Origin of the sequence: Amycolatopsis sp. VC5-11 (assembly GCF_037034185.1) — a bacterium.
In the GTDB taxonomy this organism is placed as follows: Bacteria; Actinomycetota; Actinomycetes; order Mycobacteriales; family Pseudonocardiaceae; genus Amycolatopsis; species Amycolatopsis nivea.
This window is the reverse complement of sequence record NZ_JBAGKF010000020.1, coordinates 123826-138066: the sequence shown is the minus strand read 5'-3', so window position 1 is coordinate 138066 and position 14241 is coordinate 123826. Positions and strand designations below refer to the sequence as shown.

The 14241-nt window shown below is 71.1% G+C and carries 14 protein-coding genes; 5 read left to right on the top strand and 9 right to left on the bottom strand.

The window, feature by feature from the left end; genetic code table 11:
• Positions 1-65 precede the first annotated feature (65 nt).
• The 3 genes from WA670_RS38380 to WA670_RS38370 are packed head-to-tail and all read left to right on the top strand — an operon-like array spanning position 66 to position 3324.
• Complete coding sequence (locus WA670_RS38380; RefSeq protein ID WP_238604888.1) at positions 66-1190, top strand: nitrite/sulfite reductase; 1125 nt, start codon at positions 66-68, stop codon at positions 1188-1190.
• Positions 1187-1810, top strand: a complete 624-nt coding sequence (locus tag WA670_RS38375; RefSeq protein WP_037354494.1) for a precorrin-8X methylmutase — start codon at positions 1187-1189, stop codon at positions 1808-1810. The genes WA670_RS38380 and WA670_RS38375 overlap by 4 nt, the downstream gene beginning before the upstream one ends.
• A complete protein-coding gene (locus WA670_RS38370; protein ID WP_037817615.1) occupies positions 1807-3324 on the top strand; it encodes a precorrin-2 C(20)-methyltransferase in 1518 nt (505 codons plus the stop codon). Before WA670_RS38375 ends, WA670_RS38370 begins: the two co-directional genes overlap by 4 nt.
• Here WA670_RS38370 and WA670_RS38365 read toward each other — a convergent pair.
• Positions 3315-3743, bottom strand: a complete 429-nt coding sequence (locus WA670_RS38365; protein ID WP_051729372.1) for a MarR family winged helix-turn-helix transcriptional regulator — start codon at positions 3741-3743, stop codon at positions 3315-3317. The genes WA670_RS38370 and WA670_RS38365 overlap by 10 nt on opposite strands.
• A 47-nt stretch (positions 3744-3790) precedes the next feature.
• Between WA670_RS38365 and WA670_RS38360 the strand changes: the two genes are divergently transcribed.
• On the top strand, positions 3791-4294 hold the full coding sequence (locus WA670_RS38360) for a hypothetical protein (RefSeq protein WP_336161086.1): 504 nt from the start codon (positions 3791-3793) through the stop codon (positions 4292-4294).
• Here the strand turns inward: WA670_RS38360 and WA670_RS38355 are convergent.
• A complete protein-coding gene (locus tag WA670_RS38355) occupies positions 4194-4982 on the bottom strand; it encodes an AraC family transcriptional regulator (RefSeq protein ID WP_336161085.1) in 789 nt (262 codons plus the stop codon). The genes WA670_RS38360 and WA670_RS38355 overlap by 101 nt on opposite strands.
• 54 nt (positions 4983-5036) lie before the next feature.
• Between WA670_RS38355 and WA670_RS38350 the strand changes: the two genes are divergently transcribed.
• Positions 5037-6191: an MFS transporter gene (locus WA670_RS38350; protein WP_336161084.1), complete on the top strand. Its 1155-nt coding sequence runs from the start codon at positions 5037-5039 to the stop codon at positions 6189-6191.
• 37 nt (positions 6192-6228) lie between these two features.
• Here the strand turns inward: WA670_RS38350 and WA670_RS38345 are convergent, their stop codons facing one another.
• The 7 genes from WA670_RS38345 to cbiE are packed head-to-tail and all read right to left on the bottom strand — an operon-like array spanning position 6229 to position 14238.
• Positions 6229-6783: a GNAT family N-acetyltransferase gene (locus WA670_RS38345; protein ID WP_336161083.1), complete on the bottom strand. Its 555-nt coding sequence runs from the start codon at positions 6781-6783 to the stop codon at positions 6229-6231.
• A gap of 22 nt (positions 6784-6805) precedes the next feature.
• On the bottom strand, positions 6806-9901 hold the full coding sequence (locus WA670_RS38340) for an arabinosyltransferase domain-containing protein (protein WP_336161082.1): 3096 nt from the start codon (positions 9899-9901) through the stop codon (positions 6806-6808).
• An 18-nt stretch (positions 9902-9919) separates the two neighbouring features.
• Positions 9920-10579, bottom strand: coding sequence for a 5,6-dimethylbenzimidazole synthase (bluB, locus tag WA670_RS38335; protein ID WP_037817604.1), 660 nt, complete (start codon positions 10577-10579; stop codon positions 9920-9922).
• 11 nt (positions 10580-10590) lie between these two features.
• On the bottom strand, positions 10591-11328 hold the full coding sequence (locus WA670_RS38330; protein WP_336161081.1) for a cobalt-precorrin-6A reductase: 738 nt from the start codon (positions 11326-11328) through the stop codon (positions 10591-10593).
• Positions 11325-12335, bottom strand: coding sequence for a Gfo/Idh/MocA family protein (locus WA670_RS38325; protein ID WP_336161080.1), 1011 nt, complete (start codon positions 12333-12335; stop codon positions 11325-11327). Before WA670_RS38325 ends, WA670_RS38330 begins: the two co-directional genes overlap by 4 nt.
• Positions 12332-13093 (bottom strand): precorrin-4 C(11)-methyltransferase, encoded by a 762-nt coding sequence (gene cobM / locus WA670_RS38320; protein ID WP_336161079.1) that lies wholly within the window; start codon positions 13091-13093, stop codon positions 12332-12334. Before cobM ends, WA670_RS38325 begins: the two co-directional genes overlap by 4 nt.
• Positions 13090-14238 carry a precorrin-6y C5,15-methyltransferase (decarboxylating) subunit CbiE gene (gene cbiE, locus WA670_RS38315; RefSeq protein WP_336161078.1) on the bottom strand — a complete coding sequence of 383 codons (1149 nt, stop codon included), beginning with the start codon at positions 14236-14238 and terminating at the stop codon, positions 13090-13092. Before cbiE ends, cobM begins: the two co-directional genes overlap by 4 nt.
• Positions 14239-14241: the final 3 nt, after the last annotated feature.

The following is a 14241-nucleotide window of genomic DNA, read 5'->3' as shown; positions in this document are numbered from 1 at the left end:
ATGTAGCAGATGTACTACATCTGATCGCAAGCCTGTTAAAACAGCCGCGGGTTACAGTGAGCGCCATGCCCAGCCCTGCCCGCGTGCGCGCCGACGCCTGCCCTGGAGTCTTCGCGACGCACGACGCGGCGGACGGGCCGCTCGCCAGGGTCCGGCTTCCCGGCGGCGTGGTGACCGCGGATCGGTTGCGCGCGTTGGCAACCTGTGCGGAAGACCTCGGCGACGGCGACGTCCACCTGACCTCGCGAGCCAACGTCCAGTTGCGCGGCGTGCACCGGCCGGGCTTGGCCGGACGGCTGACCGACGCCGGGCTGCTGCCGTCGCCCAGTCACGAGCGCGTGCGGAACGTGCTGGCCTCGCCGTTGAGCGGGGTACGCGGCGGGCTAGCGGACGTCCGGGGTCTTTCCGCGACGCTGGATCGTGCGCTGTGCGCGCGGCCCGAACTCGCCGAGCTGCCCGGGCGGTTCCTGTTCGGCTTTGACGACGGTCGCGGCGACGTCGTGGGCACTGACGTGTGTTGGCGTGCGGTGAGTTCGTCGACCGGGGTGGTGCTCCTGGCGGGGGCTGATTCCGGCTGGCTGGTGCCGCGGGACGAGGCGGTGTCCGCGCTGCTCACGGTGGCGGAAACGTTTGCGCGCACGCGCGGTTCGGCATGGCGGATCGGGGAACTGGCCGATCCTTCGGCACTGCTGCCGGACGGTCCGCGGGAAGCGCCCCAGGCACGTCCGACGCGGATCGACCCGACGGTCGGGAGGATCCGGCGCGACGACGGCGGCGAAGCGGTGGGCGTCGCGCCGAGGTTCGGGCAGTTGACCGCCGCTCAGTTGCGCACGCTCGCGGACTTCGGCGACGCCGTGGTCACGCCGTGGCGTTCGGTGCTGCTGCCCGGCGGCGCGGACGTCGAACGCCTGCACGCGGCCGGGCTCTCGACGGATCCGGCGACGGCGGAGCTTAGCGCCTGCGTCGGGGCGCCGGGGTGTGCGAAGTCTCTCGCCGACGTCCGCGCGGACGCGGCGACACTGGTCGCGGACGGGGAGCGGGTGCACGTCTCGGGCTGTGCACGGCGGTGCGGACGACCGTCCGGCGCCCACCGCGACGTTGTCGCCGAACCCGGCGGCTACCGTGTCGACGGGCGCTGGACCCCGGCGTCCGAGTTGGCGGATGCGTTGGCGAGAAAGGGACCTTCGTGATCGACTACCTGCGGGACGGGGCCGAGATCTACCGGCACTCGTTCGCCACGATCCGCGAAGAGGCGGACCTGGCGATCCTGCCCGACGACGTCGCGGGCGTCGCGGTCCGGATGATCCACTCCTGCGGCATGGTCGACCTGGTCGACGACCTGCGGTACTCGCTCGACGTGGTCGAGGCGGGCCGCGCCGCGCTGGAGGCGGGCGCGCCGATCCTGTGCGACGCGAAGATGATCGCCAGCGGCATCACGCGCAAACGGCTTCCCGCGGCGAACGACGTCGTGTGCACTTTGGACGACCCCAGCGTGCCCGGGCTGGCCGAACGGCTCGGCACCACGCGGTCGGCCGCCGCGCTGGAACTGTGGCGGGACCGGCTTCCCGGTTCGGTGGTGGCGATCGGCAACGCGCCGACCGCGTTGTTCCGGTTGCTGGAACTGCTGGACGAGGGCGTCGGCGCACCGGCCGCGATCATCGGGGTCCCGGTGGGGTTCGTCGGCGCGGCGGAGTCCAAAGTGGAACTGGCGAAGCGCGCGCCCGCGCCGTACCTGGTCGTGCACGGCCGTCGCGGCGGCAGTGCGATGGCGGTCGGTGCTGTGAACGCGATTGCGAGCGCGGTCGAATGACGGGGCGGCTGTACGGCGTCGGGCTGGGACCCGGCGACCCGGAACTGATGACGGTCAAAGCGGCGCGGCTGATCGGCGAGGCGGACGTGATCGCCTACCACAGCGCGCGGCACGGGCGCAGCATCGCGCGGTCGGTGGCTGAGCCGTATCTGCGCGAGGGGCAGCTGGAGGAGCGGCTCGTCTATCCGGTCACCACTGAGACCACCGATCATCCCGGCGGTTACGAGGGCGCGATCGCCGATTTCTACGAGCTGAGCGCGAAAAAACTCGCCGAGCACCTCGATGCGGGACGCGACGTGGTGCTGTTGTGCGAAGGCGACCCGTTCTTCTACGGCTCCTACATGTACATGCACGAGCGGCTCGCCGGACGGTTCGAAGCCGAGGTGGTGCCCGGCGTGACGTCAGTGAGCGCGGCGGCGTCGGTGCTCGGCCGTCCGTTGGTGCAGCGCGACGAAGTTCTCACGGTGCTGCCGGGAACGTTGCCAGCGCCCGAATTGGCGCGTCGGCTGGCGGACACCGAAGCGGCGGCGGTGCTGAAACTGGGCCGTACTTTCGGTTCTGTGCGGGAAGCGCTCGCGGAGTCGGGCAAGCTCGACGACGCCTGGTACATCGAGCGGGCGACCTGGGGACAGCAGCGGGTGGAGCCGTTCGCGGACGTCGATCCGGAGTCGGTGCCGTACTTTTCCTTGGCGCTCTTGCCGAGTCCGGCCTACAAGTCGCGAGTGGAGGGTGAGCCCGCGGCTGCTTCTTCGGCTCCGGTTCCGGTGGAAGGCGGCGAGGTCGTAGTCGTCGGGCTCGGTCCGGCCGGGCCGGAGTGGCTGACGCCGGAAGCGTCGGCGGAACTGGCGGCGGCGGACCACATCGTCGGCTACGGACCGTATGTCGCGCGGGTTCCGCAACGGGCGGGACAGCAGCGGCACGCGTCGGGGAACCGGGTCGAGGCGGACCGGGCGGTCGAGGCACTGCAACTGGCTTCGACCGGTGCGCGGGTGGCCGTGGTGTCGTCCGGGGACCCGGGCGTGTTCGCGATGGCTTCGGCGGTGCTGGAACAGGTTTCGGCCGGAAACGGCGCCGGCGCGCGGGTGCGGATCGTGCCCGGGGTGACGGCGGCACAGGCGGCCGCGTCGAGGGTCGGTGCGCCGCTGGGGCACGACTATTGCGTGCTGTCCCTTTCGGACCGGTTGAAGCCGTGGGAGATCATCGAACGCCGTCTCGACGCGGCTGGTGCGGCGGATTTGGTGCTGGCGCTGTACAACCCGGCTTCGCGGACCCGGGTGACGCAGCTGGCTAACGCGCGGGAAGTCCTGCTGCGGCACCGGGATCCGGAGACGCCGGTGGTGGTGGCCCGGGATGTCGGCGGGCCGGAGGAGGACATTCGCGTGACCACGTTGGGCGGGCTCGATCCGTCTACTGTGGACATGCGGTGCCTGCTGATCGTGGGCTCGTCGCGCACGGTGGTGGAGGAAGGCCCGGACGGGCAGTCTATCGTGTGGACGCCGCGGAGTTATTCCTGACCTTCGCGCAGCAGCCGCTCCGCCTCCGCGAGGTGGTGGGTGAGTTCTTTCCGTTGCGCGGCACTGAGTTTCGGTGCGTGCGCGGCGAGGGCTGAGGCGATCGAACCGTCCGCGCGGGTGCGGAACATCTCGCGCGCGGACGGTTCGATCTCCAGCCGCGACTTGCGCCGGTCGGTTTCGTCGGGCCGCACGCGCAGGACGCCCGCGTCCGCCATCCGGTGCGTGATCCGGGAAACGAGGCTCTGCGCCAGCCCGGTCCGGCGCGTCACGTCGCTGATCGTCGCGCCGGGGTTGCGGGAGACGTCCTCGACCACCGCCAGTTCTCCCGCGTTGACCTGGTCCGTGCCGGTGTTCCCGGTGCTGGTCAGGGCGATCTCGCGCAGGGTGCGGGCGAGGAGATGCAGGTCGGCGGCGCGCATGGCCCTATTCAATCACTAGTGATACATTCGAAGAAGTATCACTAGTGATGGAGTTGGCGATGGTCGACGACGTGCTGATCGCGCTCGCGGTCGGGATCCTGATCGTGCGGCAGTTCCAGTGGCGGTCCGCCGAACCGCGGCGGATGCTGGTGATGCCGCTGGCGGTGATCGCGGCAGGGCTGGTTTGCCTCGGTTTCGAGCTGGACGGCGGGTTGCAGCCGGCGGACTGGCTGCTGGCCGGCGAACTCGTGCTGGTCGCGGGCACCGGGACCGCGATGGGGTATGTGACGCGTTTCCGGCGGGCCGGCGGGCTGCAATACCGGCTCACCGGCCCGGGAATCGCGTTGTGGGCGGTGTTTCTCGCGATCCGCATCGGCTCGTTCGCGCTGGCCAGCGTCCTCGGTGCGCAGCTGCTCGACGCGACTGGGCTCATTCTCGTCTCGTTCGGCGTCAACCGGCTCGCGGCGAGTCTCGTGGTGCGTCACCGGATTGTCCACTGTGGAGGTAAAACCCCGGCGTATGCCCGAGGGAACGCCGGAACACGTCGATGAACGCGCTGGTGGTGGCGAATCCGCACAACTGCGCCACGGCGGTGACTGACCGCCCCTCCACCAGCAGCCGCAGGGCGTGGTAGAGCCGTAATTGGGTGCGCCACTGCGGAAATGTCATGCCGGTGTCCGCGCGGAACAGCCGGGTCAGCGTCCGGCCGCTGGCGCCGACCGTGCGGCCCAGTGCTTCCAGGCTGCGTGAGTCGGACGGATCCTCCTCCAGCAACTGGCACACGGCGGCCAGCCGCGGATCGCGCGCGGCGGGCACCTGCACCGGACGTTCCGGCGCGAGGGTGAGCTGGTCGAACAGCACCGCCCGCATCCGCTGGCCTGCCGGCGTCGAGCGGTCCTCGCCGAGTTCGGTGTACGCGATCAGCAGTTCGCGCAGCAGCGGGGTGACCGCGAGGACGGTCGGCTCGGTCACCGGCAACGGGCTCAGTTCCTGCGGAAAGCCGAACAGATGCAGCCGCGTGACGCCGTATGCGCGGTGGGAATGCACGGTGCCCGCCGGAATCCACAGCGCTCGGTGTGCGGGCGCGATCCAGCGCGACCGGTCCGTGTGCACGGCCAGCACGCCGCTGCTGGCGTAGACGATCTGGTGCTCGTCGTGCCAGTGCTCGGCGATGCCCGCAGTGGCCGCCAGGTCGCGGGTGTTCGTCGGCGCGGTCGGCAGGTGGCTGGAAATCGACACAACTCGGCACAATAACGGAATCGCGAAGGCAGGTCCGGGCCCGACGATGATCGAGTGACGACGACACTCCCCGCTCCGACGCGTCCCGCGCGCTGGCCAATGCCGCTGATGGTGCTCGGCCACGCGGTCGACGACCTCTACCAAGGCGCGGTCCCCGCGCTCGTCCCGTTTCTCGTCGCCGAGCGGCATTACGGCTACCTCGCCGCGGCCGGGATCACGGTGGCCGCGACGTTGCTGTCCTCCGTGGTCCAGCCGCTGTTCGGCGTGCTGACCGACCGGCGGCCGATGCCGTGGCTCGTGCCGGTCGGGATGACGGTCGCCGGTGCCGGGATCGGGCTGTCCGGGCTCGCCGATTCCTACGCGCTGACCTGGCTGGCGATCGCGCTGTCCGGTCTCGGCGTAGCCGCCTACCACCCGGAGTCGGCGCGGATCGCGCGCCGGATCGCCGGGCGCGGGCACGTCGGGATGAGCTGGTTTTCCTTGGGCGGCAACGTCGGTTTCGCGCTCGGGCCGATCGTCGTTACCCCGGTGCTGCAGGCGGGCGGGCTGGGCGCGACGCCGTATCTGGTGCTGCCCGCGCTCGTCGCCGCGGTAGTGATCGCCGCGCTGTTCCGGCGGATGAGCGACGTCCATTCCGCGGCGGGGCACAAGGCACACGCCGGGCGCGACGATTGGCGGCAGTTCGGCTGGCTGACCGTGGTGGTCGTCGGACGTTCCATCGCTGCCTTCTCGCTCAACACCTTCCTCGCCATCTGGGTCGCCCAGCGGACCGGCAGCGTGCTCGCCGGGGAAGTGGCGTTGGTGGTGCTGTTCGGCGTCGGCGCGCTGGGCACGCTGCTCGGCGGGGTGCTGGCCGGACGGTGGGGGCGGATCCGGACGGTTTACCTCGCGTATGTCGTGTCAGTGCCCGCGGTCGCCGGGATCGCGCTCGTGCCGGGGTACGGCGTGTTCCCGCTGATCGCGTTGGCCGCGCTGGCGTTGTATGTGCCGTTCTCGCTGCATGTCACGCTCGGCCAGGACTATCTGCCGAACCGGCTCGGGACCGCCAGCGGGGTGACGCTGGGGCTGGCGGTGAGCGTCGGCGGGGTGGCCGCTCCTGCCGTGGGGGCTCTCGCCAACGCGGTCGGGTTGCAGTGGGCGTTGCTGGCGCTGGCGGTGCTGCCCGCGGTGTCGGTGTTCGCGGCGCGGCGGCTGCGGGAGCCGCGGTGAGCGGTCAACCGTGGCGGTGACGCGAGGCCGCGCCGTGTCAGAGATGGCGGTGGAAGCGTCGGCAGCGGTAGACGCGGGAGAACGTGTCCCGCAACTGCTGCTCGCTGGCCGCGTCGGCGTGCAGGAAGGCCCCGGCGACGGTGAATCCCGGGCCCGGGCGAACGGCGCGAGCGGTTTCCTCGCCTCGGGTGTGGACGTGGACGTAGTGCTCGGTCTCGGTGAAGCCGCGGGCGGCGTACCAGCGCAGCGCGGGCGGATCGTCGCGGGTCCAGGCGTCCACCTCGGTGGCGCCCAGGTCACGCAGCCGAGGCAGGACGGTCTCCAGCAGGCCGGTCGCGATGCCCTGGGACTGGTGGTCGGGATGTACGGCGATCGTCTCGATGGTCGCGAGCCGGTCCCGCACTGCCGCGTCGAGCACTCCGGTCACCAGCCCGCCGGTGACCGCCACGAGTTCGACGGCGACGGCGTCGTAGCCGGGCTTGGCCGTCTGCACGTCGTCGTAGTAGGAGGTGTGCAGGAAACTGAGCACCCGGCACCGCAGCCAGGACTCCTCGTCAGCGGGCTCGTAGTCCCGCACGTGCCAGGTGCGCATCTGCGGAAGCATCGCAGCTCGGCTAGCGGGTCGGGTCCTTGCCGTTCGGCTGCGAAGGCCCGGGTCCAGGCGACCACCAGCCCCACACGGTCTTCTCGCCGTGCCGCACCGTCGGCGCCACCCCGGTCGTGTACGGCTCGATCTGCAGCAGCTGTCCCCACGACTGGTAGGGCTGCCCGTTCAGATAGCTCGGCACCTCGGGCTCGTCCGCGATCTCCTCGAGCCAGCCGTTCGGGCCGCCGTTGGTGCTGGACGCCCATTTCGCCTCGTCGGCGAGCTGGCCGGCGGTGATGCGGTAGTCCGGCATCGCGGAGATGCCGTCGTGCGAGGTGACCGGGTTCGCACACGGGTACACGAACGACGCGGGCCAGTCGATGTAGACCGATTTGCCCGCGAGCTTGTCGGTGAGCGTGGTGAAGGTCGGCACGCGCGGCGCGGACGCGGCGATCCAGCCGTCCTCGGTGAGGTCGTTGTCCACCATGACGATCCGCACCGACGTGGTCTCCGGCGGCAGGTCGCGCAGGTTGATCCGGGTGTCGTTCCAGCCGCCGGTGCCCGCGCCGGGCGGGAGCGCGAACTGGCCGCGCAGCACGCGCACGCCCTCGGGAGTGTTCACGCCGTACTCCAGGCTCACCGACGTGGGACGGCGCGGCTGGCTCGCGGTGGCGACCACGATCTGGCCGTTCTCGGTGCGGTCGGTGAGCGCGTACCAGTCGCTGCGCAGCCGTCCGGCGCGGGTCTGGGTGTCGAGGTAGCTGCTCCACATCGGCACCTGGTCCTGCTTGAACCCGTGCGGCGGCTCGGCCAGCGGGTCCTTGTCGTCGACCGGGCTGGTGTGGAAACCAGTCTGGATCCGGCCGTTGTCCTGGTCCGGGCTCGGCAGCGGGTTCGGCGGGTTCTGCGTCACCGGTTTCTCCGGCACCGTCCGCTGTTCGGGCTGCGGGTGCAGGATGCTCTTCGCCGCGTCGCGCTCGACCATCACGTGGTCGGACAGGTTGCAGCTCTTGCCGAACAGGTGCCCGATGTTGGCCGCGCCGAGGCTGTAGCTGTCGCGCTGGAAGTAGATCGCCGCGCCCATCGTGTAGATCTCGCCCGCCGCGACCAGGCCGCACACCACGACCAGCGACAGCGAACCGAGCCGCAGCGACCGGCTCCGGCCCTCCTGCTGGGTCAGCGCCGGGCCCGGCCGGTGCGCGCGGATGTTCTCCACGAACGCGTAGATTCCGGCGATCGCGGCGGCCGCGAGCAGGATCGTCGACAGCGGGATGCCGCCGATCGACGGCGCGACGTTCGTCCACGGCACGCCGATCCGCGAGACGAACCAGTACGTGTTCGGCCCGGTCGCGGCGAGCGCGCCGACCACCAGCAGCACGGCGAGGAACGCGGCGCGGTTGCGGTTGGAGCGCAGCACGGTGGAACTGGTCGCGAGCGCGGTGAGCGCCGCCATCGACGCGCCGACCGCGGCGAACGCGCCGAAGTGGTGCGTCCATTTCGTCGGGGTCAGCGCGAGCAGCAGGAAGAACAGTGCGGTGGTGCCGATCAGCCGCCGGCTCGGCCCAAGCGCCGCGCCGGGGATCCGGCCGCGGCGCAGCAGCACCACCAGGCAGGTGACCGTGCAGAGCAGCACGAGCAGCACCGGGAAGCGGCGCGGCGCGGAGCCGTCCGGCAGGTTCTCGAAGAGCAACTGGTACCGCGCGAGTTCCTGGAACCACGACAGGTTCGGGCCGACCGCGGTGCGGATGCGGGTGGCCTCCTGGACCGTCGCGAACGTCTGGTCGGCGAACATCACCACGAGCACCAGGAAGCCGGACGCGAGAATCGGCGCGAGCATCGGCAGCCAGCCGCTCGCCGACCGCTGCCGGACCAGCTTGAACAGCGGTTTCCCGGCGACCAGGAACGGGGCCACCGCGATCAGCCCGGTCGGCGTCGCGGCGAGGGTGAACGCAGCTGCCGTCAGCCCGAGGCACAGCGGCAGCAGACGGCGGGTGACCAGCGCGCGTTCGACCGCGCAGATCGCCAGCAGCGACCCGAGCGCGGCGACCGGTTCCGGCCGGACGCCGTTGTTGTAGGGCATCCACCAGACCAGGAACACCGCGGCGGCGGCCCAGCCCGCGGCGCGGCTGCGGCGGACCTGCGTGCCCAGCCGCGGCATCACCTCGCGGCTGATCAGCAGCCAGCTGATCACGCCCAGCAGGTACGAGGGCAGCCGGATCCACGGCGGCACCGTGCTGACGTGCGTCATCAGCTCGTACAGGTGGTAGAACCAGCCGAACGGGGCCTCCGCGACGCCGAACCAGCGGTGGTAGTTCGTGAGGTACCCGGTGGCCTCGGTGACCCGGGCCATGGTGAGGATGTAGCCGTCGTCCGAGGTCACCGGCCCGATGAAGACCCACGCGCCGAGGACGCCGAACACCGTCGCGTCGCGGCCGGTCAGCCGCCACCAGCCGACCGGGGCCCAGCGCGGCGCGCGGCGGGCGAACCCGGAGTCCATCCGCCACACCGCGATCAGGCAGCCGAGGAACGACAGCGCGGCGAGGATGCCGACGACGATCTTCAGCGTGGTCGGCGAGGTCTGGTAGCGGGTGTCCGGGACGACCGACACGTGCAGCCCGGCGATCGGGTCGCGCGCGGAGGTGATCGAGGAGTAGATGCCGAGCACGCGCGGCCGGACGTCGCCGGTGGTGTGGAAGATCGGGGTCTTGCCGACCGACAGCGTCATCTGGGTCGCGTCCGAGTCGAGCGTGACCTTGCAGCCGTCCTGCGGCAGCGGCTGCTGCGCGATCTGCTGGCCCTGGCTGGACGCGAGCAGCACTCCATTGTCGACGCGCAGCTGCATGCCGACGCCGTTGGCCGCGTGCTTGCCGGTGCGCCCGTCCGGAACGGTCGAGAACAGCAGCGCGGGACCGTTCGTGCGCGCGTCGAGCGAGCGGATCGTCTCGCAGGGCAGTTCGGCCTTCAGGTCCTGTGCCCAGTACCCGGTCAAGGGCGCGTTGACGGAACGCGTGTCGGAGGCGACGGGCCAGACGACTTCCGCGGTGTCCTGCACGACCGGCAGGAAGGGATAGGCCAGGGCGCACAGCGCCGAAAGCAACCCCAGCACTACGGCAATCGGACGCATTAGAGGAAATCTATTGGGTCATGGTTGACGCGGTTGCGCGGACCCCTCGTCGCGCGGGGTGAACCGCTCGTGGTGTAACGCGCTGGCCAGGGGCGCGCGGCTGCGCCAGCCGTGCCGCTCCAGGTCGGGAACCTCGGCCAGATTCGTTACCGGTCCTATACAAAGCCAGGCCACCGGGCGGATCCCGGCGGGAATGCCGAGCAGGTCCGCGAGCGCGGGTTCGCGGTAAAAACTCACCCACCCGACGCCGAGTCCTTCCGCGGTCGCGGCGAGCCACAGGTTCTGGATCGCCAGGCAGACCGAGTACAGCCCGGCGTCGGCGATCGCGTGCCGCCCGAGCACCGCCGGGGCGCCGCGCTGCTCGTCGTAGGTGACGACGATGCCGAGGCTCGATTCGCGGATGCCCTCGACCTTGATCCTGGCGAACGTCTCCGCGCGCTCGCCGTCGAGGGACGCGGCGAACACGTCGCGTTCCTCGTGCACGTGGCGGGCGAATTCCTCGCGCGTGGCGGGGTCGCGGACGAGCACGAAGTCCCACGGCTGGCTCATCCCGACGCTCGGCGCGGCGTGCGCGGCCTCGAGCACCCGGGTGAGGACGGCGTCGTCGACCGGTTCGCCGGTGAACTCGGCGCGGACGTCGCGGCGCCGGTGCAGGACTTCGTAAAACATGGCGTTCATTGATTCAGCGTTCATCGGCTGAGCACCCATTCGACGGCGGCGGCTGCGTCTGTGGTTTCCGTGGCTTCCGGAGCGGACGGTCGGGGCGGCCGGCGCACGACGACCACCGGCAGGCCGAGTTCCCGCGCGGCGGTCAGCTTCGCGGCCGTCATCGCGCCGCCGCTGTCCTTGGTGACCAGCACGTCGATGTCGTGTTCGGTCATCAGCGCGCGTTCGCCGTCGAGGCGGTACGGGCCGCGGTCGAGCAGCACCTCGTGCCGGCGCGGCAGCGGCTGGCCGGGCGGGTCGACGCAGCGGATCAGGAACCACAGCGGGTCGAGGTCGGCGAACGCGGCCAGGCCCTGGCGGCCGCTGGTGAGGAACACGCGGGTGCCGAGGCCGGGCAGGAGCGCGGCGGCTTCTTCGAGGTCGGCGGCCCAGTGCCAGCGGTCGTCTTCGTTCGGCTGCCAGCCGGGGCGGGCGAGCCGCAGGAGCGGAATGCCGGCGGCTTGCGTGGCGTGGAAAGCGTTGGTGCCGATGCGTTCCGCGAACGGATGCGTCGCGTCGACCACTGCCCGGACACCGTTTTCGCGCAGCCAGACCGTAAGGCCGTCGACGCCGCCGAACCCGCCGATCCGCACCTCTCCGACCGGAAGCCGTGGCCGCGTGACGCGTCCGGCCAGCGAGGAGACCACCGGGACGCCGCGTTCGTGCAGCTGCGCGGCAAGGTCGCGGGCCTCCGCGGTGCCGCCCAGGATCAGGACGGTCATCGCCCGTACCCGACGGCCGCGCGCCACCGGTCGAGCGTGCGCATGTTGGCGAGCGTTTCGGCCCAGGTCAGCTCCGGGCCTTGCCGGTCCGCGACATGCGCGGCGACGTAGTCCGCTTCCCGGGCGTAAATCCCTTGGGTGGCTTCGATTTCGATGACCTCCGGCTCGCCGTCCGACGGAGTCAGCACGATCGTCGAAACGCCCGGCGCGCGCAGTTCGTGGATCCACGCGGGCTTCGGCACGTACAGGTGGCCGGCGGTGCCGTAGATCCGGATGTGGTCGTCCTGGGTGAGCAGGTAACCGCAGGACATCTGCGCGATGATGTCGCCGGGCAGCCGCAGCAGGCCCATCGCGAACTCGTCGACGCCGCTTTCGGTGAGCCGCGCCATGCCGGTGACCAGCGTCGGCTCGACCGCCGGAATTCCCGTCGCGGCCTGCGAAACCAGCCGGGCCAGCGAGGTGCAGTAGCAGCCGACGTCGAGGATTCCGCCGCCGCCGAGCGCGGGGTCGCCGAGGCGGGCGGCGTCGTTCGCGTCGGAGTCGAAGCTGAACGTGACGTCCACGGCGCGGACCTCGCCGATCGCGCCGGATTCGATCAGCTCGACCAGCCGTCGCGTCTGCGGGTGCATGCGGTACATGAACGCTTCCATGAGGAAAACGTCGTTGCGCCGCGCGGCATCGATGACCTTCTCCGCGTCGGGCGCGGTGAGCGTGAGCGGTTTCTCGCACAGCACGTGCTTGCCCGCTTCGGCGGCCCGGATCGCCCATTCCTCGTGCTGCGCGTGCGGAGTGGCGACGTAGACCGCGTCGACGTCCGGGTCGGCGAGGAGTTCCTCGTAGCTGCCGTACGCCTTCGGGATTTCGTACCTGGTAGCGAAATCCTGCGCCCGCTCGGCCGTGCGCGAAGCAACCGCGGTGAGCACGCCGTGGCGGCTTTGCTCGACGCCCGCGGCGAATTCGGCGGCGATGGTCCCGGTGGCCAGCAGGCCCCAGCGCAGTTCGGTCACAACGACTCCGGTTGGCTCGCCCGGTCCCGGGTGCTCGAATACAGGAAACTGTCCGGGAATCCGCCCGCGGCGAGGACCCGGCCGACGAAAATCGTGGCCGCGCGGGTCATTCCGGCGGCCCGCGCTTGACCGGCGATATCCTTGAGCGTGCCGCGGACCACCGTTTCGCCGGGCTGGCTGGCCAGCGCGACGACGGCGGCCGGACAGTCCTCGCCGTAGTGCCCGGCGAGTTCTTCGGTGACGCGCTCGACGTGGTTGATCGCCAGGTGCAGCGCGAGAGTCGTGCCGGTGCGGGCGAAATTCTCCAGCGTTTCGGCGTCCGGCATCGCGGTGGACCTCGCCTGCGCGCGCGTGATCACGAGGCTCTGCCCGATTCCCGGGACGGTCAGTTCGCGGCCGAGCACGGCGGCGGACGCGGCGAACGCCGGAACGCCGGGGACCATCTCGTACGGCACGCCTTCCGGTTCCAGCCGCCGGACCTGTTCCGCGACCGCGCTGTACAGCGACGGATCGCCCGAACACAACCGCGCGACGTCGTGTCCGGCTTGATGCGCTTCGATCAGTTTCGCGGTGATCTGATCCAGGCTCAGGTTCGCGGTGTCGATGCGCTCGGCGTCTGGCGCGCAGTAGGCGAGCAGGTCGGTCGGCGTCATGCTGCCCGGGTACAGGCACACCTGGCAGCGCGCGAGCAGGTCGCGGCCGCGCACGGTGATCAGGTCGGCCGCGCCCGGTCCGGCGCCGATGAAGTAAACGGTCATTTCCAGCTCCACTGCGTGACTGCCCGGGACGGCGTCCATCCGGTGAACCCGCCGAGCGGTTTCGCGTGCTCCACGGAGATCCGTTGCAGTTCCCCGCCGTGCCGGGCGTACGCGGCGGCCAGGATCTGCTCGGCTTCGAGGGTGACACCGTGCGCGACGATCCGGGCGTCGGTTTCGACACACTGGTCGAGGACGCCGGGCACGGTCAGGCCGCCGCCGACGAAGATCGCGTCCGGGCGGGGGAGTCCGGCGAGTGCCTCGGGCGCCGGACCGGTGACCACCTGTAATTCCGGCACGCCAAGGGTATTGGCGTTGCGCTGGACGCGTTCGGCGCGCGCGGGGTCGCGTTCGATCGCGATGGCGCGGTTCAGCGGGTGCGCGCGGGACCATTCGATGCCGATGCTGCCCGCGCCCGCGCCGACGTCCCACAGAAGTTCGCCCGGAGCTGGGGCGAGGCGGGCGAGGGCGGACGCGCGGAGGTCGCGTTTGGTGAGCTGGCCGTCGTGCTCGAAGGCGTCGTCGGGGAGGCCGACGAGCGGGAGGCCGGGACCCTTGCAGAGCACGGCGAACACGGTGAGCGGGCCGGGGTCGCAGGTCCAGCCGTCGGAGCCGCGCTCGTCGTCCGCGCCGAGGTTTTCCCAGGCGGTCAGGGCGGAATCGCCGTACCCGCGGGCTTTGAGCAACTCGCGCAGTTCTGCTGCGGAGGCGCCCAGGACCAGCAGTTTCCGGTTGGGTGCCAGGGCTCGCGCGACGCGGTGGACAGCGCGGCCGACGACTGTCACGACCTCGGTTTCCTCGAACGACCAGCCGAGCCGCGCGCGGGCCAGTGTCGCTGACGAAACCGCAGGGTGGACGTCGAGCGCGTAGCCGCGGTCACGGAGGGTGGTGGCAATGCCGGACAGATACGGATCGCCGCTGGCCAGCACGCACACCTGGCCGGTCTGCTTCGCGAGGATTTCGTCGAGCGCGGGGAGCAGCGGGCTCGGCCAGGGCTGGGTCCGGAGGTCCGCGGGCAGGGATTTCAGCTGCCGTTCCGAACCGAGCACGACATCCGCCTGCCGCACGGCGTCGCGGGCCGCGGGGGTGAGCCCGGCCCACCCGTCGGCCCCGATCCCGACCACCGTCAGGCGTGATTCTTCGCGCACGAT

Coding starts and splice junctions, on each gene's coding strand:
- WA670_RS38365 (WP_051729372.1), bottom strand. CDS start 3,743: ATGCGCGCCGCCGACCTGCATCTCCTCGCCCGCACCCTGCGCGAGATC.
- cobM (WP_336161079.1), bottom strand. CDS start 13,093: ATGACCGTTTACTTCATCGGCGCCGGACCGGGCGCGGCCGACCTGATC.
- WA670_RS38360 (WP_336161086.1), top strand. CDS start 3,791: ATGGAGTTGGCGATGGTCGACGACGTGCTGATCGCGCTCGCGGTCGGG.
- WA670_RS38380 (WP_238604888.1), top strand. CDS start 66: ATGCCCAGCCCTGCCCGCGTGCGCGCCGACGCCTGCCCTGGAGTCTTC.
- bluB (WP_037817604.1), bottom strand. CDS start 10,579: ATGAACGCCATGTTTTACGAAGTCCTGCACCGGCGCCGCGACGTCCGC.
- WA670_RS38370 (WP_037817615.1), top strand. CDS start 1,807: ATGACGGGGCGGCTGTACGGCGTCGGGCTGGGACCCGGCGACCCGGAA.
- WA670_RS38345 (WP_336161083.1), bottom strand. CDS start 6,783: ATGCGCACCTGGCACGTGCGGGACTACGAGCCCGCTGACGAGGAGTCC.
- WA670_RS38340 (WP_336161082.1), bottom strand. CDS start 9,901: ATGCGTCCGATTGCCGTAGTGCTGGGGTTGCTTTCGGCGCTGTGCGCC.
- WA670_RS38330 (WP_336161081.1), bottom strand. CDS start 11,328: ATGACCGTCCTGATCCTGGGCGGCACCGCGGAGGCCCGCGACCTTGCC.